Genomic DNA, 18,806 nt, shown 5'->3' on the forward strand with positions numbered 1-18,806 from the left:
TCAGCACCTGCGCATCCGACAGGGCGTCGTAATCGGCGCTGCAGCAGCCCAACCCCAACACGGCCTCGACCGCCACCGTCAGCGCATCCGCCGACTCGTCACCACCGACCACCACACCCGGCACAACAACGCCCACCGGGCCGGGCGGACCGCCGGGACCCGGGGCGAATACATCTTCGATGGTGGACATGCAAAGAGAGTATCCCGATATCGAACCCGTGTGTGATAAAACCTCGGCTTGTGGATAACTTTTTCCGGGGTGAAGCGGCACGGGATAGGTGCGGGCTAGAAGGTCACCGGATTCGCGGCGAAGGCGCCGGTGCGCACGAGCTGGATGGCGGGGTCTGCGCAGCCGTCGATGGGATTGGGGGTGGCGACCATGCTGGTCTGGTCGGTGTTCGGCGGCGTCACGGCGAGCTCGGTGACCGGGATGAGCGGGCAGCCGTATGCTCCGGCCCGGGTGAGGTGCAGCAGGCTGAACGCCGAATCGCCCGGCTGCAGCAGCACGGCGGATGGCGCCGCACGCGGTTCCAGGCCCGAAGCGGCACCAATCGGCTGACCGGTGTCTGCGGACACCAACTGCACCCGGGGATATCCGTTGGCGGTGCAGGCGACGGCGCCGGAGTTGGTCACAGAGAGGTCCCAGAAGAAGCTACCCGCGCCGCTGTCGCCCGGGCGTTCCCGCAGGGCGAAAGAGAGCCTGTCGGTGCTGCACGCGGATGCGGTACCCGGTTCACCCGGCGACCCCGGCGAACCGGTACCGCCGGTCGGTTCGGGCAAGGGGACGCTCGACGGCGTGGGCGTGGGTACCGGGGCCGCGGAAGGGAGGGCGGTGGGGGTGTCTGTCGGGTCGAGGGTAGGGATCAGCGGTACTCCGCAGGCGGTCAGCGTCACTGTGGCGCCGACCAGTACGAGAAACACTGTGCCGAGTCGTCGGGCCGTGAAGCCGCGCGAGCGACCCGTCCCTACGCGGATCATGCGCCCAGTATTGCACCGACTGGGCTTCCAGGCGCCACGGGCGCGACCGGCGCGCGCTCTGGGTACACTCCCGGCAATGGGCTCTTCCGGCATTCCCCGCGGGGGTGGGATGCAGGGGGCACGGGATGGGCAGCGGGTCGTCATGACAGGTCAGAACGCACCACAGCGGGGAGGGCTTCCGGGGAGCCGAACCGGCACCGTAATCCGGCCGAACGGGCTGGGTCGGCGGCACCGGCGACCGGGGGTGGCCGCGGTGGCCCTCCTCACGGTGAGCCTGGTGCTTCCCCTGCCGGGTTGCGTGGATGCCGCAGCGCTGTTTCGCATCGGCCCGGACACGGCGTCGGGCGCACTGGCCACCGAGACCGTCGCTTCGCTCGACGCCGCACTGGCCGAGGGAATGGACCTGGCGGGAGCGTCCGGCGCGATCGCCGGAGTTTGGGCGCCGTGGGCGGGGCAGTGGCTGGCGAGCCCCGGTGCCGTGGGCTCCGGCATCGACCCCACCACCGGCCGTCCGGCCGGCGGCGGGGCCCTCACCACCGACATGCGATTTCGCATCGGCACCCTGACGGGCGCGATGACCTGCACGGTGCTGCTCCGACTCGTGGATGAGAAGCGCGTGGGCCTGGACGACCCCGTGTCGTCATACCTGACCCGCCTGCCCGGGGTGGAGGGCATCACCCTGCGCCAGCTGTGTCAGCACACCGCCGGCCTCGGCCACCCGAACCTCGAGCCGCAGTTCGTCAACAATCCCACCCGACAGTGGCCGCCCCTCGAACTCGTCTCCGGCGGGCTCGGGTCCACCAGGACCGGACAGCCCGGGCGGGTGTGGAACCCTTCCGACGCCGGTGTGCAACTTCTCGGGATGGCGCTGGAAGAGGCGACGGGCGACAGCTGGCCGGAACTCTACCGGCGGTACGTGTTCGAGCCGTTGGGGCTGCGCGACACGACGTATCCCGACCCGCAGGACTTCGACCTGCCGGGCGAGCACCCGCAGGGATGGGCCGCCGCTCTGGACACGGAAGGCACCCCGGACTGCGCGCGTCCGGTCGATGTGACGAAGCTGTCCAACTCCATGAGCGGGGTGGCCGGCGGGGCCGTGTCCACCCTGGCTGATCTCAAAACCTGGTCGCAGGCGCTGGCCACCGGGGGATTGCTCTCCCCGGACGCGGCGGAACAGCAGTGGCGGAGCGTGCGGGAGGAGGGCGCCCCCCAGTGGCGGCGATACGGGCTGGGGGCGGAGCAGCTGGGGCCGATGCGCGGCGGCGGCGGCGAGATCCCCGGTTTCCTGTCGGCGACGCTCTCCGACCCGGAGAGCGGCCTGACCGTGGTGGTGATGGTGAACGATTCCAGCGCGGGTGCGGAGTTCGCCCTGGCCCTGGCGCAGCGCCTGGCGGCCATCGCCGCAGAGATGCCCGTATCGGAGGGCCAGCCGGATGCGGGGCTTGAGCTGCCCTGGACGGCGGAGGCGGCGACGGCCCAGATGCGCGTGAATGCGGTCTGTCCGACCGGCGCAACCGAGAATCCGGCGGCGCCGGTCGGGTGACCGGTAGGAGCCTACTTCTTGAACGCGTCCTTGACGTTCTCGCCGGCCTGCTTGAGGTTGGCACCGGCCTGGTCGGACTTGCCTTCCGCGACCTTGGAGTCGTCGTTGGTGACCTTTCCGAGGGCTTCCTTGGCCTTGCCCTTGAGGTCCTGGGCGGTGTTCTCGGCCTTGTCTGATGCACTCATCGTGTTCTCTCTTTCTCTTGGGGGTGGTTCCGGATGGTCGGATTGGTTGTGGGGTCGGTCACAGATCCATGCGGCGGATCATGACCGTGGGCAGGAGCGTCGGGCGCATCGAGTCGTAGGTAATGGCCTCAACCTCGCCACGCGCCTCGCGCTCGGGCAGCAGCGCCGCCAGCACGAGCACAGCGCCAACGCCCGCCACCAGGATCACCATGACCGGTGTACTCAGGTTGACCTGGCCCAGGTAGCGCAGGACATCGCCGGGGGCAGCGATCAGCGGGGACCGGTCGAGCAGCGCGAGGACGAGTTCGGCGCCGAAGTACAGGCATCCGGCGATGATGACCGAAGCCAGCGCGATGGCCACGACCGACCATGACGAGGGGGTCTCCCGGCGCGGCTGCTGAGTGAAGGTGGACCGGGTGGACCGGCCCGCCGGGTGGCGCAGCTGCAGTGCCGCAACGGCCTGGCGCGCTGCGAGCGAGCCGGGGGCCGAGGAGGGGATCGTGCGGGTCATGGCGTGGTGTTCCTTTGTGGTGTCGTGCGGAGGGAGGGAGGTCAGTCCACCGGTTTGGGCGGTCGACTGCCGGCGCCGGTGAGGCGCACGGTCACCCCGGCGATGTCCGCCCCGGTGAGGGTGGCCACGGTGCCGCGGATGTCGTGCTGCGCGCGTTCGGTCCTGTCGAGGGCATCGTCGACCGACGCATCCGTCTCGCCCCGGTCGAGAGGGAGGAGGCGGGAGGGGGTGCGCACGGTGACGTCCAGGCGGCCGGCCGCATCGGCCACGTCCACCTTGACCTGGCTGGGCTGCACGGCGAGGGCGTCGGCGGCCACGGCCGAGACCAGCCTGGTCATCGCGCGGGCGGTGATGCGGTTTGCTCCGTGCGGGGTGACGGTCACGCTCGAACCGCTCACGGCTGCGAAACCTCGTCGGTCTCGTCGGTCTCGTCGGCTTCGTCAGGCAGGTGCACGTCGTTGATGGTGACGTTGACCTCGGTGACCTGCAGGCCCACGAGGGTCTCGATGGCGTTGATGATCGCGGTCCGGGCATCGTCGGCGACCTGCTGCAGAGGCAGCGGGTACTCGGCCACGATGCTCAGGTCGACGGCGACGTGCGGCCCGTTGACCTTGACGCTCACGCCCTGGCTGCGGTCGGCGCTGCCGATCGCCTCACGGATGGCACCGAGGGCGCGAGCGGCGCCGCCGCCGAGGGCGTGCACACCGGTGACCTCGCGGACGGCGAGGCCGACGATCTTGGCGACAACGGCATCGTTGATGACGGTGCTGCCGCGCGATGCGCCGGCGGGCAGATCGGTAGGGTTCGAACCGATGTCGGGGGTGAGGCTGGTCATGAGGCGGGCTCCTGTGCTCGTCGACCGCGCTGGCGCGGAACTGCTGTGACAATAAAGCTGGATGATGAGATAGTCACTATGCTGCACGAAGAGTGCGGTGGGCGATTTTTCTCTTGCCGATTCTCATTGATACTGTTCAGACGCATCTCACGGACGGTTCGTCACGAAATCCGCCGGCGAGATCGGTCGTGAGTAGAGAGAGGTCTCCGGTGGCAGGTACGGGGTCGATGGAGCGTGTGCCCCTCGGCGACGCCGCAGACTCGATCCTCGCTGCCCGTGCCGCGGATGGCGACCTGCGCGCCTTCGAGGTTCTCGTCCGCCGCCACGGGCCGCTGATGCGCGCCTATGCCACCCGCATTCTGGGCTCCAACAGCGATTCCGACGATGTGGTGCAGGAGACCTTCATCACCGCCTGGGAGCGTCTGCCCGAGTTGCAGGACCCCGCCGCCACGAAGGCCTGGCTCATGAGAATCACCAGTCGCAAGGCGATCGACCGCATCCGTGCGCGTAAGCAGGACCAGCCCCTGGGTGAGTGGGATGCGCCGGCACCGGAGTCGGAATCTCCCCACCAGAGGGCCGAAGCGGCCTCGCAGCGCGAGCGGCTCACGCGTGCACTCGATACTCTGAGCGAAGCGCAGCGGCAATGTTGGACGCTGCGGGAGATTGGCGGGCACAGTTACGCCGAGATCGCCGAGGAACTTGATTTGCCTCCGTCGACGGTTCGCGGTCTTCTGGCCAGGGCCAGGCAGAAGCTGATGCAGGAGATGGAGGAATGGCGATGACATCACGTCACGACGATGACGCCGACAACGACCTCCTCGAGCAGCTCAGCGAGATCATGGACCGCGGCGAGTCCCCGACGGACGATTTCCTGAACAAGGCGCCGGAGAACCGGATCGCCTTCGACGCGCTCACCCGGTTCCGGTCGATGGCCCAGAACATCCTCGACGACGACGTCGCGTCCGAGCCCGAACGCGACGACAGCTGGGTCACCGGGATCCTTAGCAACATCCACCGGGAGGCCAGGGCGGGACGCTCGATCCCGGTCTCGCACTCCTCACCCAAGGCCGACCTGAGCCTGACCGAAGGCGCCGTCAGGGGCCTGATCCGTTCGGCCGGCGACGCCGTCGCCGGCACCTTCATCGGCCGCTGCCGCCTGGAGGGTGACGTGGCGACCCCCGGCAGCCCGGTCACGGTGAACGTCGAGGCGAGCATGTTCTGGGGCGAGCGGATGCCGCAGACCGCCCAGCATCTGCGGGAGGCCATCACGACGTCCCTGCTGCACCACACCGAGCTGAACATCGTCGCGGTGAACGTCACCATCACCGACGTGCACCTGCGCCGGAACCCGAAGGACGAGGACAGCTCGGCCCCGAACGGCTAGGGGAGCCGGCGGGTTTCGATCAGCGTGCGGTACCAGAGGGCGCTGTCCTTGAGGGTGCGCTCCTGGGTCTCGTAGTCCACCCGAACGATCCCGAATCGCTTCGAGAACCCGTAGGCCCACTCGAAGTTGTCCATCAGTGACCAGACAAAGTAGCCGCGCAGGTCGACGCCGTTCTGGATGGCACGATGCGCCGCCGTGAAGTGCCGACGCAGGTAGTCCACCCGGTTGTCGTCGTGCACCGCGGCCACGCCCTGGTCGTCGATCGTGACGACATCCTCGAATGCCGCCCCGTTCTCGGTGACCATCAGCGGCAGGCCGGGGAACTCGTCCCGCATCGCCTCGAGGAGTTGCAGAAGCCCGCTCGGTTCGATGTTCCAGTCCATTTCGGTGAACGGGCCGGGCTGGTCGAGCCGGGGAATGTCGTCGGTGCCGGGGAAGGCCGAGGCACGCGAGGCGGCTCCCGCCGCCGAGTCTGCCGCGTGGGCCGCTCCCGCGGCCGGCCCCACCAGGGTGGTGTTGTAGTAGTTGATGCCCAGCACGTCGATCGGCTGGTGGATGAGCTCCTCGTCGCCGGGCCGCACGAACGCCCAGTCGGTGATGGCTGCGGTGTCCTCGATCAGGTCGGCGGGATAGGCGCCGTGCAGCATCGGACCCGTGAAGATCCGGTTGCCAACGGCCTCGATGCGTCGCACCGAGTCGGCGTCCCCGCGGATCACGTGCAGATTGTGGGTGACCGAGATCTGCGCGGTCGCGGGAACGACCTCCCGCAGCGCGCTCACACCGAGCCCGTGGGCCAGGTTGAGGTGGTGCGCGGCGGTCAGGGCGGCGGCGTTGTCCTGCCGGCCCGGTGCGTGCTCGCCGGAGCCGTGGCCGAGGAAGGCGGAGCACCACGGTTCGTTGAGGGTGGTCCAGACCGGAACCCGGTCGCCGAGCGCCGCGCCGACGAGCCGCGCGTAGTCCGCGAACGCGTATGCGGTGTCGCGGTTGGTCCAGCCGCCCTCGTCTTCCAGAGCCTGCGGCAGGTCCCAGTGGTACAGGGTGACCACCGGGGTCACGCCGCGGGTGATCAGTCCGTCGACGAGGCGTTCGTAGAAGTGAAGGCCGGCCGCGTTCACGGGTCCGCGCCCGGTCGGCTGGATGCGAGGCCAGGCGATCGAGAACCTGTACGCGTCCAGACCCAGGCTCTGGATCAGGTCCAGGTCGGCCTCGAGCCGGTGGTAGTGATCGTCGGCCACATCGCCGGTGTCGCCGTTCTGCACCGCGCCAGGGGTGTGCGAGAAGGTGTCCCAGATCGAGGGGCCGCGGCCGTCTTCGTCGACGGCACCCTCGATCTGATACGAGGCCGTCGCGGAACCGAAGACGAAGGAATCGGGGAACTGCAGGCCGCTGTCGCGGAAGTCGGGAGAGCCGTCGATCATGGTGCGAGTGTTACCGATTCTGTTGGCGGAACGTGTGGCGTGGGTCGTGCCGGGTTGTGGCTGGGGGCGCCGGGAACGGCGCGGCAGGTCAGTCCGCCGGACCGCCGGACGCGGTGTCGTCCTCGGTCGGGGAGCTGTCGTCGCTCTGCGATCCGTCCGCGAGCTTCTCGGTGCGTTCGGTCTCTTCGCTGCTGACCTCGGTGGAGCCGTCGGGGATCTTCGGGTTCTTCGTGTTGTCGGTAGTCATCCCACCACTATAGGCAGCGACGATGACACCGGGGCGGGCCGGTGACCCGGCGTCGCCGTATCCGCTCGACCTCGCGCCCGCCTCTAGGGTGGGAGCATGGCGGGGATCGTGCAGCGGCTGGAACACCGCCAGGTGGCGCTGTACCTGGCCGCGATAGCGCTCGGCGCCCTGGTCGGCCGGCTGGCCCCCGGCACGGCCCCCGTGCTCTCGGTCGCCATCACCCCGCTGCTCGGGCTGCTGCTGTTCGCCACCTTCCTGGGTGTGCCGCTCGTGAGCGTCGGGCGATCGTTCCTGGACCTCCGCTTTGTCGGTGCCGTCCTTACGGTCAACTTCGTGATCGTACCCGTGGTGGTCTTCGGCCTCAGCCGGTTCGTCGCCGCCGACTGGGCCCTGCTCCTGGGGGTGTTGCTGGTGCTGCTCACCCCCTGCGTGGACTATGTGATCGTGTTCACCGGGCTGGCCGGTGGGGCCCGCGACAAGCTGTTGGCCGCCACGCCGTTGCTGATGCTGCTGCAGATCGTGCTGCTGCCGGTCTACCTGGCGCTGTTCGCCGGGCCGGCCGCAGTGGCGCTGATCGAGGTGGGCCCGTTCGTCGAGGCGTTCCTGGCCCTGATCGTGCTGCCCCTCGCCGCCGCGGCGGCGGTTCAGTTCGGTGCCAGCAGGCGACGGGTGGCCGGGGCGGCCCGCGCCATCGTGACCATCCTGCAGGCGCTCATGGTGCCGCTGATGATGGCCACCCTCGCGGTGGTCGTCGGGTCGCAGCTGGCAGCAGTGGGCGCCCAGGCCGCGGCGTTGGTCGCCCTCGTCCCGCTCTACGTCGCTTTCCTGGTCATCCTGGTCGGGGTCGGTCTGGTTGCCGCCCGGCTCGGCGGCCTCGACGTGCCGGCCTCCCGCGCCCTGGTCTTCAGCGGCGCCACCCGAAACTCGCTGGTGGTGCTGCCGTTGGCCCTCGCCCTGCCGGCCTCCCTGGCCCTGGCGCCGCTGGCCGTGGTGACGCAGACGCTGGTCGAGCTGGTCGGCATGGTGATCCTGGTGCGGTTGGTGCCGCGACTGGTTCCGGGTTCCCCGTCGGGTGCTGACCGCTCGTAGTGTGTGTCGTTCTGTGACGGCACCGGCGTGACAGCCGAAAATCGCGAACCTACACTCGAGGCAACGAACGCCTATCGTGACGGAGGCTCAATGATCACGCAACCGCTGCACATCCTGCAGTGCAACAGCACGGGTGGCGATGGCTGCATCAACCACGGGGCCGGCCACGCGACCCAACCCATTCACGTGCGGGTCGCCGAGGCCACCCCGAGCAAGTGGGCCGACGGCATCGTGCTGCGTGCGACATCCGACGGGTGGATCGGGATCGCCCTGTTCGGACCCGACGACACCGCCGACAGCGACACCGCCACGGTGTGGGTCTGGAACCACGCCGACCTGACGGCGCACCTCAGCGCCGGAGCGCCGGTGGCGTTGCACTCCGTCTACAACGTGCTCGCGAGCGGCCGCAGCCGGATCAGCGTCGTGCGGCTCTAACCGGTCCGGCCGGCGGCCGGAGTCAGTTCGCGGGCATCATCCCGGACATGGCGTCCATCATCTTTTGGCAGGCCATCGCGCACTGACGGCACGCCTCGGCGCACATCCGGGCGTCCTCGCTCATGCCGGCGTGCTTCATACACTCCTCGGCGCAGGCGGTCGCCATGGTCATGGTGGCCGTGTGCATGGCCATCAGGCCCTCCATGTGCATCCCGTTCGGGCGCAGCATCGCCCGCATCATGGTGCCGGCCAGGTCGGCCGTGGTGGCGCACAGGCTGTGCCCCATCCCCGAGCCCCCGCCCATCATCGAGTCCGCGCACATCGTGCAGGCCTGCTCGCAGGCCGAGCAGGCCTCGATGCACTCCTGCATCAGCATCATGTCCATCCCCTGCACGGGCATGTCCTTCATGTGCATTTCCATCATCTGCATGGTCGTGTTCATCATCGTCACACCATTCCTTCGCGGGAGACCGGGCCCAGGCCCATCCCGATGCCGTCAGCGGCGCCCGCCACGGCCGATGCTACGCCGCGGGCGCCTGGAAGTCAGGAGAAAAGCACTGCCCGAGCATCCGTAAAATGAGCGCATGGTGGGAATGCAGGACCGAGTCATCCTCGACGTCACCGTTCAGGAATGGGAGGCCTACCTGGCCGGTGAGCCCGATGACGGCGGCGTGCGCCTGAAGCTGCGTAAGAAGAACTCGAAGGCTTCGGGAATGACCTGGTCGGAGGCCCTGGACGTGGCGCTCTGCTACGGCTGGATCGACGGCCAGACCAACCGGCTCGACGACGACTACACTCTCACCGGCTTCTCACCGCGCCGCAAGAACAGCCCGTGGTCGCAGGTCAACCGGGAGCACGTGGCGCGGCTCATCGACGAGGGGCGGATGCGGCCGGCCGGGATCGCGGAGGTCGAGCGGGCCCAGGCGGATGGCCGGTGGGACGCCGCCTACCGGCAACGGGATGCCGTGGCCCCGCCGGACCTGCAGGCGGCCCTGGACGCCGAGCCGGCGGCGGCCGCGTATCTGGCCTCGCTGACGAAGGTGGACCGGTTCCGGATCTACTTCCGGCTGGCCAACATCAAGACCCCCGCCGTGCGGGCCGCGCGCATCCGGGACGTGGTGGAGAAGGCCGCCCGCGGCGAGCAGCACTACCGCTGACGGTCGTCTCAGCGGGTGCTCAGGGGTGTTCGCCGGGCACGAGCAGGCCCGACTCGTACGCGACGATCACCAGCTGGGCACGGTCGTGCGCGCCGAGCTTGGTCATCATGCGGTTCACGTGGGTCTTGGCGGTGTGCGGGGAGATCACCAGCTCGTCGGCGATCTCTCCATTGGCGTGCCCGCGCCCCACGAGCAGCAGGATCTCCCGCTCCCGCTCGGTGAGCAACGCCAGTGCGGCCGGCGCCACGAGGGCGGCCGGTTCGACGGGAGCGGTGTAGCGGTCGATGAGGGCCTTGGTCGCCCGTGGCGAGAGCAGGGCATCACCGCCGTGCACGGTGCGGATGGCGTTCATCAGGTCGCGCGCCTCTGTGCCCTTGCCGACGAACCCGCTGGCACCGGCCCGCAGGGCCTGCAGCACGTATTCGTCTTCCTCGAAGGTGGTGAGCACGATGATCCGGGTGCCCGCCGACGACGGGTCAGCGCAGATCGCCGCGGTCGCCTGGATGCCGTCCATGACGGGCATCCGGATGTCCATCAGAACGATGTCGGGGCGCAGCGCCCGCACCAGATCCACGGCCTCACGACCGTTGCCGGCCTGCCCGGCCACGCTGAAGCCGGGCTCGTGCGACACGAGCTCGGCCACCGCCGTGCGGATCAGGGACTGGTCGTCGGCGAGGACCACGGAAATCATGAGGCACCATTCGGTTGGGAGTCTGAAACTGTCGCGTCCGGGGCCGAATCGGCGGGGAAGTCGGTGTCGGCTGGCAGCCAGGCGGTGAACCTGAAGACCGGACCGGGCCCCCTCGCCGCGGTGAGGCGGCCGCCCACCGACCCCACCCGTTCGCGGGCGCCGAGCAGGCCGTGCCCGGCCGCTGCCGCGGTGTCCACCGCCGCCGACCCGGGTCGTGGCGTCGCAGCCACGGTGTTGGTCACCGTGATCTCCACGCCCGCCGGCTGGTAATCCAGGTGCAGCAGCGCGGAGTGGTCCGCACCGTGCTTGTGCGCGTTGGTCAGCGCCTCCTGCACCGCCCGGTACGCCACCATGTCGACGGCGCCGGGGAGCGGTTTCGGCGTGCCGGCCACCCGGTGGTCCACGCGTAACCCACTGCGCTCGAAGTCGATCAGCAGCGATTCCAGGTCGGCGAGCCTGGCGACGGGCGCCGTCGACGGGCCGGTGCCGCCGGCATCCGTGGCCCGCAGCACGGTGAGCAGGCTGCCGATCTCACCCAGCACGGTGCGGGCGGCCTCGCGGATGGTGGCCAGCGATGTCTCGGCGTCGTCCGGCCGGTCGGGCAGCGCCTGGGAGGCCACGCTGGCGTGCAGGTTGATCACCGCGATCTGATGCGCGAGCAGGTCGTGCAGGTCGCGGGCGATGCGCAGGCGCTCCTCGGCCACCCGGCGCAACGCCTCGGCTTCCTTGGTCTCCTCGGCGCGGCGGGCCCGCTCGGTGATGCCGCGAATATACGCGGCGTGCGACCGGTTGGCGTCTCCGGCCGCGGTGGCGAAGCCCACGAACGCCGCCAGTTGCAGCAGCGCGCGGGCATCGTTCCAGGGTGAGGCCAGGAAGGCGAGGGTTGCCGCCGCCAGCACCACGACGGTGCCGGCCGAGAAGAGCAGCGAGGTGCGCCGAGGGAGTCGCCGGGCCACGGCGAAGACCCCGATCAGCGTGGCAATCAAACAGGTCACGAGCGGCCCGTCGACGATCAGGCCGAGCACGCAGGCGACCACGGCCACCGATGCGCCGGCCAGCGGCGCCCGCCAACGCAGCAGCACCGACCCTGCGGAGGCCACCACCAGGAGGGCCGCGGCCGGGCTGGAGGTGAAATTGCCGCCGAAACCGGTGGGAGCAACGCTCGGAAGGGCCACCAGGAGCACCAGGATGACGTCGCGCAGCCAGAAGGGCAGCCAGGACAGCGGCGAGAAGCTGCGTTCGGCCGGATCGGGCGCGTAGCGCCGCCGACCGTTCGGCGTTCCCGGGTCGCGCCGGGTGCGGGCTGGCGGTTCGTGGGTTTCCGGGGCGTTGTCGTGCTGGCTGGGCATGCTGTCCTCCCGCCCGGGATTCGGGCTTGACCCCATTGTGTCAACCGATCCGGCCCGCGTCTGCCCGCGCCCGTGGGTGCCGGGTGTACTGCGTTCGTGGTACCGGGCGGTCGGCCGGCCGCGAAACGGTCCCGAGCGCGGTACGGCCAGGTTGCCACGGTCGGAGGATGCCCCTGGCGGCGCAGCCCGCGAGACTGGAGTCGTGCCGTTGGACCGGTTCACCGTGAGCCGGCCCGGCCGGCACGCCACCCCGCACAGCCCGCATCCGCGTTTCAACCAGGAGAGCCCACCCATGACCGTGCCCATTCTCGCCGCCCGCGACATACACAAGTCGTATGGCCGCGGCGCCACCCGGTTCGACGCCCTCAAGGGTGTCTCGCTCGACATCCACCAGGGCGAGTCCATCGCCATCGTCGGCAAGAGCGGTTCGGGCAAGTCCACCCTGATGCACCTGCTGGCCCTGCTCGACAACCCCAGCTCCGGTGCCGTCGAGCTCAGCGGCCGCGATGCCAGCGCGCTGAGCGGCAAGGTCGTCAACCAGACCCGCAACGAGACCTTCGGTTTCGTGTTCCAGCAGTTCTTCCTCACGCCCAACACCAGCGTGCTCGACAACGTGACTCTGCCGCTGCAGATCGCCGGCATCGGCGGCGCCGAACGCAAACGCCGCGGGATGGCGGCCCTGGAGCAGCTGGAACTGGCCGACAAGGCCAAGAACAAGGCCACCGACCTCTCCGGCGGCCAGAAGCAGCGGGTGGTGATCGCCCGGGCACTGGTGAACAATCCCAGCGTGATCTTCGCCGACGAACCCACCGGCAACCTCGACTCCGCCACCGGCAAGGTCGTGGAGGACATCCTGTTCTCGCTGCAGAAGGACAACGGCATCACCCTGATCATCGTGACCCACGACGAGGACCTCGCGGCGCGCTGCGACCGTCGGGTGTACATCCGCGACGGCCTCATCGTCGACAGCCTGCACACGGTGCCCGCCACCCCGGCCTCGGCCACGATCACCGGGGAGGTGCGCGCATGAACGCCTTCGACCTGATCCGCTCTGCCGTCAGGAACAGCCTGCGCAGCAAGACCCGCACCACCCTCACGGTGCTCTCGATCTTCATCGGCGCGTTCACCCTCACCCTCACCAGCGGGGTCGGCACGGGAATCAACCAGTACATCGACACGACTGTCGCCTCGATCGGCGCCGACGACGTCATCACGGTCACCAAGGCGGCCGAAGACAGCACGGATGGTCCGGTCGAGTACGATCCCACCGCGGTCGCCATCGATTCCCCGAACTCGCCCCCCGGCGCTCCGGGATCCAGCCTGATCGCACTCACCTCCGACGACCTCGACACGATCGGCGCCGTCGACGGCGTCCTCTCCGTCCAGCCGCAGCTCAGCGTGAGGCCCGACTTCGTCCAGGTGGCCGACGGTACGGCCTACGAGGCCAACGTGGGGAGCTTCATTCCCGGCATGGCGCTGGACCTCGCCGCGGGCGCAGAACCCGACGCGGAGAGCAGCGACTACCAGGTGGCCATCCCGGTCTCGTTCGTCGCGCCCCTGGGCTTCGCGGATGACGCCGACGCCCTGGGAGCCACGCTCACCCTGGCCATCACCGACGTCACCGGTACCCAGTCCGAGCTGACCGCCACCATCGTCGGCGTCTCAGAGGAAGGCCTGACGGGCTCGACGGCGTTCACGGCCAACGAGGTGCTCACCGAGGCGCTCTACGACGCCCAGAGCGTGGGCCTGTCCGAGACCAGTAAGGACAGCTACGCGCAGGCCGTCGTCCGGTTCGATCCGACCGGTAGCGAGGCCGACCTGACCGCGCTCAAGGCCGACCTGACCGACCTGGGCTACACCGGCACCACGGTGGAAGACCAGATCGGCTCCTTCAAGGCCGTGATCGACGGCATCGTGCTGGTGCTCAACGCCTTCGCCGTGATCGCCCTGCTGGCCGCCGGATTCGGCATCGTCAACACGCTGCTGATGAGCGTGCAGGAACGCACCCGGGAGATCGGCCTGATGAAGGCCATGGGCCTGGGCGGCGGCAAGATCTTCGGCCTGTTCAGCCTGGAGGCCGTGTTCATCGGCCTGATGGGCAGCGCGCTCGGCGTCGCCGTGGGCATGCTGGCCGGCACCGGCGCCAACGCGCTGCTGGCCGATACCCTGCTGGCCGACCTCCCCGGGCTCACCCTGGTGGCGTTCGACCCGTCGGCGCTCGCCACGATCGTCCTGGTGGTCATGGGCCTGGCGTTCCTGGCCGGCACCATCCCGGCGCTCCGTGCCGCTCGTCAGGACCCCATCGAGTCGCTCCGCTACGAGTAGCCGGGTAGTAGTCGGCAGCACTCGGGGCCCGCATCCGCTCACGCGGGTGCGGGCCCTTGCGCGCGCGCCGGTCACGCGGTGAGATGGCCGGTATGAAGGTGACGAGCGTAACCGTAGGCCTGCCCGTTCGCGATCTGCCGGCCGCCGAGCGTTGGTACCGGCGGGTGTTCGAGGTGTCCACTCCCTCGGTGGAACCGGCCCCGGGGGTGATCGAGTTTGTGGTCGGTCCCATCGACCTGCAGCTCAGCGAGGAGCCGCCGAAGCGCTCGGGCGCCCAGGTCACCCTCCGGTTGGGGGTGCCGGACGCCTCCGCCGAGTACGAACGCCTCACCGGGCTCGGCGTGGACCTCGGCACTCTCGAGCATGTGCCGGGGGCCGTGGACTACTTCGACTTCACCGATCCGGACGGCAACGCGCTCAGCATGTACTCCCTGAACGCCTGACCCGGCGTCGCCGGCCCGTCGGTGTCAGCCGGCCGGGGTGCGGTCGGGTTCACCCTGCTGGTAGGCATCCGGGATGCCGTCACCGTCGGCATCCACCGCGTCGGCCTCTTCGATGCGGCGGTAGAGGCGATTGCGGGCGCGCAGGATCACCGAGGCGAGCAGGGCGGCGGTGATCGACGCCACGAGGATGCCCACCTTGGCGTGGTCGTTGGTGAGAGAACCGGCACCGAAGCTCAGGTCGGCGATGAGCAGCGACACCGTGAAGCCGATGCCTGCCAGAACCGCCACGCCGATCAGGTCGATCCAGCGGAGCGCCGGATCGAGCTTCACCGGGGTGAGCCTGGTCATCAGCCAGGTGGTGCCCACGATGCCCACGGGCTTGCCGAGCACGAGGCCCACGATGATGCCGATCGCGACCGGGTCGGTGAGTGCGCCCACCAGGCCGTCCCAGCCGCCCACGGTGACGCCGGCGGAGAAGAACGCGAAGACCGGCACGGCAAAACCGGCCGAGAGCGGGCGGAACCGGTGTTCGAAGGTCTCCGACAGGCCGGGCCCCTCCTCGGCGGCCACGCCCGGGCCGGTGCGGCGGTGGATGACCGGCACGGCGAAGCCGAGCAGCACACCCGCCACGGTGGCGTGGATGCCACCGGCGTGCACGAGCGCCCAGGTGGCGAAGCCCAACGGCAGCAGGATCAACCAGGCCGCCCAGGCCCGCTCGGCGAAGAACCGTCGGTACTTCTGTGCCAGGAAGGTGTACAGGGCCAGCGGGATCAGGGCGAGCAGCAGCGGGCCGAACTGCACGTCGTCGGAGTAGAACACGGCGATGATCGAGATGGCCAGCAGGTCGTCGACCACGGCCAGGGTGAGCAGGAAGATGCGCAGGGCGCTGGGCAGGTGCGAGCCCACGATGGCCAGGACCGCCACCGCGAAGGCGATGTCGGTGGCCGTGGGGATGGCCCAGCCCTGAAGGGTCTCCGGGCTGACCAGGTTGACGCCGGCATAGAACAGCGCGGGCACGGCCACACCGCCCATCGCCGCGGCGACGGGCACGATCGCCCGGGACGGTGAGCGCAGGTCACCGGCCACGAACTCCTTCTTGAGCTCCAGGCCCACCAGGAAGAAGAAGATCGCCAGCAGCCCGTCGGCCGCCCAGGCGCCCAGGCTCAGCTCTAGGTGCCACGGCTCGTAGCCGATGCGGAAATCGCGCAGGGCGAAGTAACTGTCTGCGGCGGGCGAGTTGGCCCAGATCAACGCGACGGCGGCCGCGAAGACCAGCAGGAAGCCGCCGACGGTCTCCTTGCGCAGGATCGCGCCGATGCGGAGCTTCTCGGGGTAGCTGCCGCGCGAGGGAACCGTCTGCGGGGCGGAAGGAAGGGGGGTGTCGTGTGTCAAGGCACTCCAGAGGGTTTGGGGTCGGTCATACGAGTGCTGACCAGACTTCCCAGCTCACCTCACGGTAGTTTACCGAAGTCTCCTGATCACCTCATGTAAACGCGACGCCTCTCGAGTTCGTCCGCGTCGGCAGGGTGAGGATCTCGGCGCCGTCCTCGGTGATGGCGATCGTATGCTCGCTGTGTGCCGTGCGGCAGCCCGTCGCGCTGCGCAGGGTCCAGCCGTCGGCGTCGGTGATGAGCGCAGCCGTGTCCACCATGACCCACGGTTCCAGGGCCAGCAGCAGGCCGGGGCGCAGTCGGTAGCCGCGGCCGGGCCGTCCGTCGTTCGACACGTGCGGGTCCTGGTGCATGGTCGATCCGATGCCGTGACCGCCGAATTCCAGGTTGATGGGGTAGCCCGCCGCGCTGAGGACGGAGCCGATGGCGGCGGAGATATCCCCGATCTGAGCTCCTGGCGCGGCGGCGGCGATCCCCGCGGCCAGGGCTCGTTCGGTCGCGTCGATCATCGTGACGCTCTCCGCGGGCTTCGAGTCACCCACGAGAAAGCTGATGGCCGAGTCCGCGGCGATCCCGTTGGTGGACACGGCGAGGTCGAGAGTGAGCAGGTCCCCGTCGGCCAGGGCGTAGTCGTGGGGCAGCCCGTGCAGGACCGCGTCATTGACGGACGTGCAGATGTAGTGGCCGAACGGCCCGCGGCCGAAGGACGGCGCGTAGTCGACGTAACAGGACGAGGCGCCGGCCTCGACGATCATGGCCTGCGCCCACCGGTCGAGGTCCAGGAGGTTGGTCCCCACCGTGCTGCGGCGTTTGAGGGTGTGCAGGATGTCGGCGACCAGGGCGCCCGACTCTCGCGCTCGGGTCAGTTCGGTGGGGGTCAGGATCTCGATCATGCGGCACCTTTCACGGTAAACCAATAACTATACCGGCCATATTATCCCGGTAGAATCGGTGTCATGGTCAGATTGCCGCTCACACCCGCAGAGCTCGACCGTGGAGCGCGCCTCGGCGCCCTCCTGCGTTCGGCCAGGGGGGAGAGTTCGATGCTGCACACCGCGCTGGCTGCCGGCGTCTCGCCGGAGACCCTTCGGAAGATCGAGTCCGGCCGAATCGCGACTCCGGCGTTCCCGACCATCGCGGCGATCGCCGAGGTCCTCGGGCTCTCGCTGGATGCGGTGTGGGCGGAGATCAGCGAGCCCGGACGTGCCGCTGACAGAGTCGGCACCGGCGCCTCCGAGCGATTGGCGTCCTGAGCTGCTAGCGCTGCTCGTGATCGTCGCCGAGCTCAAGCGCGCGGTGCGCGGCCGGGGTTGCCACGGCCGCACCGATCAGGACGAGGACCACTGCCACGGCCGCGGCCGCGAGCACGAGGGGTCCGGTCGTGTCCTCGTCCGGACGCAGCGCGAGGACGGCGGCGCCGGTGAGGAACATGACCAGTCCGGCCAGGCCCACCGGGATCCGGGCGGCCCGGTGGCCGGCGATCCAGGCCGCCTCGGACATCATCAGGGCGCGCGTGCGGATGCCAGCCACCGAGTTGACCCCGAGTCGCCCGCGAGCGGCGGCCTCGCTGACCGCGGCCACCAGGATGCCGCCGAGCATGAGGACGATTCCCGAAACGATCATGCCTGGAGACTATCGGCCGGCTCGCTCCAGCGGATCCGCCTAGGGAATGAGACGCTCGGCGCGGTACCTGGCGAACAGGTCCACGAACGCCTGCTCGGTGTTGCGGTAACCGGTGAAGCCGGCCGCCCGGCTGCGGCCCATGTCGGCGAACACCTCCATGGTGCGACCGAGGTCGGCGTCGGTGTGCCACCAGGATGCCAGCCGGGTCAGGTCGGACTCGACGAGGCCGTGGCCGGCCACGATGCGGTCCCAGACCGGCTGGGCATCCGTCATCTGCGTCTCGAGCGGCCGTGGGGCGCCGGCGAAGCCCTCCGGCTCGACGCCGAAGTGGGCGGCCAGGCGGGGCCAGAGCCAGCGCCAGCGGAAGGTGTCGCCGTTGACGATGTTGAAGGCGGTGTCCGCGGCGGCCGGGGTGGTGGCGGCCCACACCATCTGGTCGGCGAGTAGGCCCGAGTCGGTCATGTCGGTGACGCCGTTCCACTGGGTCTCGGAGCCGGGGAAGATGAACGGGCGGTCCAGTTCCTTGCAGACGGCGGCGTAGACGGCCAGAGTGGAGCCCATGTTCATGGCGTTGCCGACGGCGTGGCCGATCACGGTGTGGGCGCGGTGCACCGACCAGGTGAAGCCGCGCGCCCGGGCGGCGGCCCAGAGCTCGTCCTCCTGCGCGTAGTAGAAGTTCTCCACCGACAGGCGCGGTTCGTCTTCGTGGAACGGGGTGTCGGGAACCTCGCCCTGGCCGTAGGCCTCGAACGGGCCGAGGTACTGCTTGAGCCCGGTCATCAGGGCCACGTGCTGCACCGGGGCGTCGGCCAGGGCGCTGAGCAGGTCGCGCACCATGGCGGAGTTGACGACGATGTTCTCCGCCTCGGTGTCCTGTCGGAGCCACGCGGTGAAGAACACGTGGGTGGGCGCGTGTGGGGCCAGGGCGGTGCGCAGCGAGTCGACACTGCGGAGGTCTGCGCTCACCGGGATCACGCCGGGCCGCGCGGCCACGGGGGTGCGGGAGAGGGCGATGACGCTCCAGCCCTCGGCGGTGAGCAGGTCCACCAGCGCCGATCCGGCGATGCCGCTGGCACCCGCGACGAGGGCGGTGCGACCGGGCTGGCTCGGTGTGCCGGTGGGGCCGGCGGTGTGGGGGTCTGGAACGGGCAGGGCTTCGCTGGAAATAGGCATCACAGGGGGCAACGTCCCGGCCGGTCGGG

General features: G+C 69.7%; 25 protein-coding genes. 10 read left to right on the forward strand and 15 right to left on the reverse strand.

Annotated elements, in window-relative coordinates:
• Both RCH12_RS12955 and RCH12_RS12960 read right to left on the reverse strand, forming a co-directional pair.
• A partial coding sequence (locus tag RCH12_RS12955; RefSeq protein ID WP_327017116.1) for a hypothetical protein occupies nucleotides 1-190 on the reverse strand: 190 nt, incomplete at its 3' end.
• 95 nt (nucleotides 191-285) lie between these two features.
• Nucleotides 286-978 (reverse strand): DUF4232 domain-containing protein, encoded by a 693-nt coding sequence (locus RCH12_RS12960; protein ID WP_327017117.1) that lies wholly within the window; start codon nucleotides 976-978, stop codon nucleotides 286-288.
• Between the two features lie 253 nt (nucleotides 979-1,231).
• On the opposite strand from RCH12_RS12960, the gene RCH12_RS12965 reads away from it, so the two are divergent.
• Nucleotides 1,232-2,521 carry a serine hydrolase domain-containing protein gene (locus RCH12_RS12965; protein ID WP_327017118.1) on the forward strand — a complete coding sequence of 430 codons (1,290 nt, stop codon included), beginning with the start codon at nucleotides 1,232-1,234 and terminating at the stop codon, nucleotides 2,519-2,521.
• 11 nt (nucleotides 2,522-2,532) lie between these two features.
• Here RCH12_RS12965 and RCH12_RS12970 read toward each other — a convergent pair whose 3' ends face one another.
• Genes RCH12_RS12970 through RCH12_RS12985 form a run of 4 tightly spaced genes read right to left on the reverse strand, consistent with a single transcriptional unit; the run spans nucleotide 2,533 to nucleotide 4,052 of the window.
• A complete protein-coding gene (locus RCH12_RS12970; RefSeq protein WP_103431329.1) occupies nucleotides 2,533-2,706 on the reverse strand; it encodes a CsbD family protein in 174 nt (57 codons plus the stop codon).
• A 58-nt stretch (nucleotides 2,707-2,764) separates the two neighbouring features.
• Nucleotides 2,765-3,217 (reverse strand): hypothetical protein, encoded by a 453-nt coding sequence (locus RCH12_RS12975; protein ID WP_103431330.1) that lies wholly within the window; start codon nucleotides 3,215-3,217, stop codon nucleotides 2,765-2,767.
• 41 nt (nucleotides 3,218-3,258) lie between these two features.
• Nucleotides 3,259-3,615, reverse strand: a complete 357-nt coding sequence (locus RCH12_RS12980; protein WP_327017119.1) for a hypothetical protein — start codon at nucleotides 3,613-3,615, stop codon at nucleotides 3,259-3,261.
• Complete coding sequence (locus tag RCH12_RS12985; RefSeq protein WP_103431332.1) at nucleotides 3,612-4,052, reverse strand: Asp23/Gls24 family envelope stress response protein; 441 nt, start codon at nucleotides 4,050-4,052, stop codon at nucleotides 3,612-3,614. Before RCH12_RS12985 ends, RCH12_RS12980 begins: the two co-directional genes overlap by 4 nt.
• Before the next feature lie 227 nt (nucleotides 4,053-4,279).
• On the opposite strand from RCH12_RS12985, the gene RCH12_RS12990 reads away from it, so the two are divergent.
• Both RCH12_RS12990 and RCH12_RS12995 read left to right on the forward strand, forming a co-directional pair.
• Entirely contained in the window at nucleotides 4,280-4,834 is a 555-nt protein-coding gene (locus RCH12_RS12990; RefSeq protein ID WP_103431333.1) for an RNA polymerase sigma factor, read from the forward strand.
• A complete protein-coding gene (locus tag RCH12_RS12995) occupies nucleotides 4,831-5,436 on the forward strand; it encodes an Asp23/Gls24 family envelope stress response protein (RefSeq protein ID WP_133163824.1) in 606 nt (201 codons plus the stop codon). Before RCH12_RS12990 ends, RCH12_RS12995 begins: the two co-directional genes overlap by 4 nt.
• Here RCH12_RS12995 and RCH12_RS13000 read toward each other — a convergent pair.
• Nucleotides 5,433-6,854: a GH1 family beta-glucosidase gene (locus RCH12_RS13000; protein ID WP_327017120.1), complete on the reverse strand. Its 1,422-nt coding sequence runs from the start codon at nucleotides 6,852-6,854 to the stop codon at nucleotides 5,433-5,435. The two genes, RCH12_RS12995 and RCH12_RS13000, sit on opposite strands and share 4 nt — an antisense overlap.
• An 88-nt stretch (nucleotides 6,855-6,942) precedes the next feature.
• The gene (locus RCH12_RS13005; RefSeq protein ID WP_165788003.1) at nucleotides 6,943-7,101 is read right to left on the reverse strand and encodes a hypothetical protein; all 159 of its coding nucleotides are present in this window, start codon (nucleotides 7,099-7,101) and stop codon (nucleotides 6,943-6,945) included.
• 96 nt (nucleotides 7,102-7,197) lie between these two features.
• Between RCH12_RS13005 and RCH12_RS13010 the strand changes: the two genes are divergently transcribed.
• The gene (locus RCH12_RS13010; protein WP_327017121.1) at nucleotides 7,198-8,190 is read left to right on the forward strand and encodes a bile acid:sodium symporter; all 993 of its coding nucleotides are present in this window, start codon (nucleotides 7,198-7,200) and stop codon (nucleotides 8,188-8,190) included.
• Nucleotides 8,191-8,280: 90 nt separating this feature from the next.
• Nucleotides 8,281-8,625, forward strand: a complete 345-nt coding sequence (locus RCH12_RS13015) for a hypothetical protein (RefSeq protein WP_103431337.1) — start codon at nucleotides 8,281-8,283, stop codon at nucleotides 8,623-8,625.
• Nucleotides 8,626-8,647: 22 nt separating this feature from the next.
• Here the strand turns inward: RCH12_RS13015 and RCH12_RS13020 are convergent, their stop codons facing one another.
• A complete protein-coding gene (locus tag RCH12_RS13020; RefSeq protein ID WP_327017122.1) occupies nucleotides 8,648-9,076 on the reverse strand; it encodes a hypothetical protein in 429 nt (142 codons plus the stop codon).
• 133 nt (nucleotides 9,077-9,209) lie between these two features.
• Between RCH12_RS13020 and RCH12_RS13025 the strand changes: the two genes are divergently transcribed.
• Nucleotides 9,210-9,782, forward strand: coding sequence for a YdeI/OmpD-associated family protein (locus RCH12_RS13025; protein ID WP_103431339.1), 573 nt, complete (start codon nucleotides 9,210-9,212; stop codon nucleotides 9,780-9,782).
• A gap of 19 nt (nucleotides 9,783-9,801) precedes the next feature.
• Here the strand turns inward: RCH12_RS13025 and RCH12_RS13030 are convergent, their stop codons facing one another.
• Both RCH12_RS13030 and RCH12_RS13035 read right to left on the reverse strand, forming a co-directional pair.
• Entirely contained in the window at nucleotides 9,802-10,473 is a 672-nt protein-coding gene (locus RCH12_RS13030; RefSeq protein ID WP_103431340.1) for a response regulator transcription factor, read from the reverse strand.
• Nucleotides 10,470-11,822: a sensor histidine kinase gene (locus RCH12_RS13035; RefSeq protein ID WP_327017123.1), complete on the reverse strand. Its 1,353-nt coding sequence runs from the start codon at nucleotides 11,820-11,822 to the stop codon at nucleotides 10,470-10,472. Before RCH12_RS13035 ends, RCH12_RS13030 begins: the two co-directional genes overlap by 4 nt.
• Nucleotides 11,823-12,114: 292 nt before the next feature.
• Here RCH12_RS13035 and RCH12_RS13040 point away from each other — a divergent pair, with 292 nt between their 5' ends.
• The 3 genes from RCH12_RS13040 to RCH12_RS13050 all read left to right on the forward strand — a co-directional run bounded on the left by RCH12_RS13040 (nucleotide 12,115) and on the right by RCH12_RS13050 (nucleotide 14,590).
• Nucleotides 12,115-12,852 carry an ABC transporter ATP-binding protein gene (locus RCH12_RS13040; RefSeq protein ID WP_103431357.1) on the forward strand — a complete coding sequence of 246 codons (738 nt, stop codon included), beginning with the start codon at nucleotides 12,115-12,117 and terminating at the stop codon, nucleotides 12,850-12,852.
• A complete protein-coding gene (locus tag RCH12_RS13045) occupies nucleotides 12,849-14,147 on the forward strand; it encodes an ABC transporter permease (protein WP_103431341.1) in 1,299 nt (432 codons plus the stop codon). The genes RCH12_RS13040 and RCH12_RS13045 overlap by 4 nt, the downstream gene beginning before the upstream one ends.
• A 98-nt stretch (nucleotides 14,148-14,245) precedes the next feature.
• Nucleotides 14,246-14,590 carry a VOC family protein gene (locus tag RCH12_RS13050; RefSeq protein ID WP_327017124.1) on the forward strand — a complete coding sequence of 115 codons (345 nt, stop codon included), beginning with the start codon at nucleotides 14,246-14,248 and terminating at the stop codon, nucleotides 14,588-14,590.
• Nucleotides 14,591-14,614: 24 nt separating this feature from the next.
• On the opposite strand, the gene nhaA is transcribed toward RCH12_RS13050, so the two are convergent.
• Together nhaA and map are read right to left on the reverse strand one after the other, a co-directional pair.
• On the reverse strand, nucleotides 14,615-15,982 hold the full coding sequence (nhaA, locus tag RCH12_RS13055) for a Na+/H+ antiporter NhaA (RefSeq protein ID WP_103431343.1): 1,368 nt from the start codon (nucleotides 15,980-15,982) through the stop codon (nucleotides 14,615-14,617).
• A gap of 91 nt (nucleotides 15,983-16,073) precedes the next feature.
• A complete protein-coding gene (gene map / locus RCH12_RS13060; protein ID WP_327017125.1) occupies nucleotides 16,074-16,874 on the reverse strand; it encodes a type I methionyl aminopeptidase in 801 nt (266 codons plus the stop codon).
• Nucleotides 16,875-16,937: 63 nt separating this feature from the next.
• Between map and RCH12_RS13065 the strand changes: the two genes are divergently transcribed.
• Nucleotides 16,938-17,234: a helix-turn-helix transcriptional regulator gene (locus RCH12_RS13065; RefSeq protein ID WP_103431345.1), complete on the forward strand. Its 297-nt coding sequence runs from the start codon at nucleotides 16,938-16,940 to the stop codon at nucleotides 17,232-17,234.
• Between the two features lie 4 nt (nucleotides 17,235-17,238).
• On the opposite strand, the gene RCH12_RS13070 is transcribed toward RCH12_RS13065, so the two are convergent.
• Entirely contained in the window at nucleotides 17,239-17,604 is a 366-nt protein-coding gene (locus tag RCH12_RS13070; RefSeq protein WP_327017126.1) for an SdpI family protein, read from the reverse strand.
• A 39-nt stretch (nucleotides 17,605-17,643) separates the two neighbouring features.
• Nucleotides 17,644-18,777, reverse strand: a complete 1,134-nt coding sequence (locus RCH12_RS13075; protein ID WP_327017127.1) for an SDR family oxidoreductase — start codon at nucleotides 18,775-18,777, stop codon at nucleotides 17,644-17,646.
• Between the last annotated feature and the right edge of the window lie 29 nt (nucleotides 18,778-18,806).

Source organism: Cryobacterium sp. MP_3.1, assembly GCF_035984795.1.
Taxonomy (GTDB): domain Bacteria; phylum Actinomycetota; class Actinomycetes; order Actinomycetales; family Microbacteriaceae; genus Cryobacterium; species Cryobacterium zongtaii.

Excerpts from the sequence above, each read along its gene's own strand:
- RCH12_RS13000 (WP_327017120.1), bottom strand. The coding sequence starts at position 6,854 with ATGATCGACGGCTCTCCCGACTTCCGCGACAGCGGCCTGCAGTTCCCC.
- RCH12_RS12990 (WP_103431333.1), top strand. The coding sequence starts at position 4,280 with ATGGAGCGTGTGCCCCTCGGCGACGCCGCAGACTCGATCCTCGCTGCC.
- RCH12_RS12985 (WP_103431332.1), bottom strand. The coding sequence starts at position 4,052 with ATGACCAGCCTCACCCCCGACATCGGTTCGAACCCTACCGATCTGCCC.
- RCH12_RS13010 (WP_327017121.1), top strand. The coding sequence starts at position 7,198 with ATGGCGGGGATCGTGCAGCGGCTGGAACACCGCCAGGTGGCGCTGTAC.
- RCH12_RS13015 (WP_103431337.1), top strand. The coding sequence starts at position 8,281 with ATGATCACGCAACCGCTGCACATCCTGCAGTGCAACAGCACGGGTGGC.
- map (WP_327017125.1), bottom strand. The coding sequence starts at position 16,874 with ATGATCGAGATCCTGACCCCCACCGAACTGACCCGAGCGCGAGAGTCG.
- RCH12_RS13065 (WP_103431345.1), top strand. The coding sequence starts at position 16,938 with ATGGTCAGATTGCCGCTCACACCCGCAGAGCTCGACCGTGGAGCGCGC.
- RCH12_RS13035 (WP_327017123.1), bottom strand. The coding sequence starts at position 11,822 with ATGCCCAGCCAGCACGACAACGCCCCGGAAACCCACGAACCGCCAGCC.
- RCH12_RS13005 (WP_165788003.1), bottom strand. The coding sequence starts at position 7,101 with ATGACTACCGACAACACGAAGAACCCGAAGATCCCCGACGGCTCCACC.
- RCH12_RS13075 (WP_327017127.1), bottom strand. The coding sequence starts at position 18,777 with ATGCCTATTTCCAGCGAAGCCCTGCCCGTTCCAGACCCCCACACCGCC.
- RCH12_RS12995 (WP_133163824.1), top strand. The coding sequence starts at position 4,831 with ATGACATCACGTCACGACGATGACGCCGACAACGACCTCCTCGAGCAG.
- RCH12_RS12975 (WP_103431330.1), bottom strand. The coding sequence starts at position 3,217 with ATGACCCGCACGATCCCCTCCTCGGCCCCCGGCTCGCTCGCAGCGCGC.
- RCH12_RS13030 (WP_103431340.1), bottom strand. The coding sequence starts at position 10,473 with ATGATTTCCGTGGTCCTCGCCGACGACCAGTCCCTGATCCGCACGGCG.
- RCH12_RS12960 (WP_327017117.1), bottom strand. The coding sequence starts at position 978 with ATGATCCGCGTAGGGACGGGTCGCTCGCGCGGCTTCACGGCCCGACGA.
- RCH12_RS13025 (WP_103431339.1), top strand. The coding sequence starts at position 9,210 with ATGGTGGGAATGCAGGACCGAGTCATCCTCGACGTCACCGTTCAGGAA.
- RCH12_RS13045 (WP_103431341.1), top strand. The coding sequence starts at position 12,849 with ATGAACGCCTTCGACCTGATCCGCTCTGCCGTCAGGAACAGCCTGCGC.
- RCH12_RS12970 (WP_103431329.1), bottom strand. The coding sequence starts at position 2,706 with ATGAGTGCATCAGACAAGGCCGAGAACACCGCCCAGGACCTCAAGGGC.
- RCH12_RS13070 (WP_327017126.1), bottom strand. The coding sequence starts at position 17,604 with ATGATCGTTTCGGGAATCGTCCTCATGCTCGGCGGCATCCTGGTGGCC.
- RCH12_RS13040 (WP_103431357.1), top strand. The coding sequence starts at position 12,115 with ATGACCGTGCCCATTCTCGCCGCCCGCGACATACACAAGTCGTATGGC.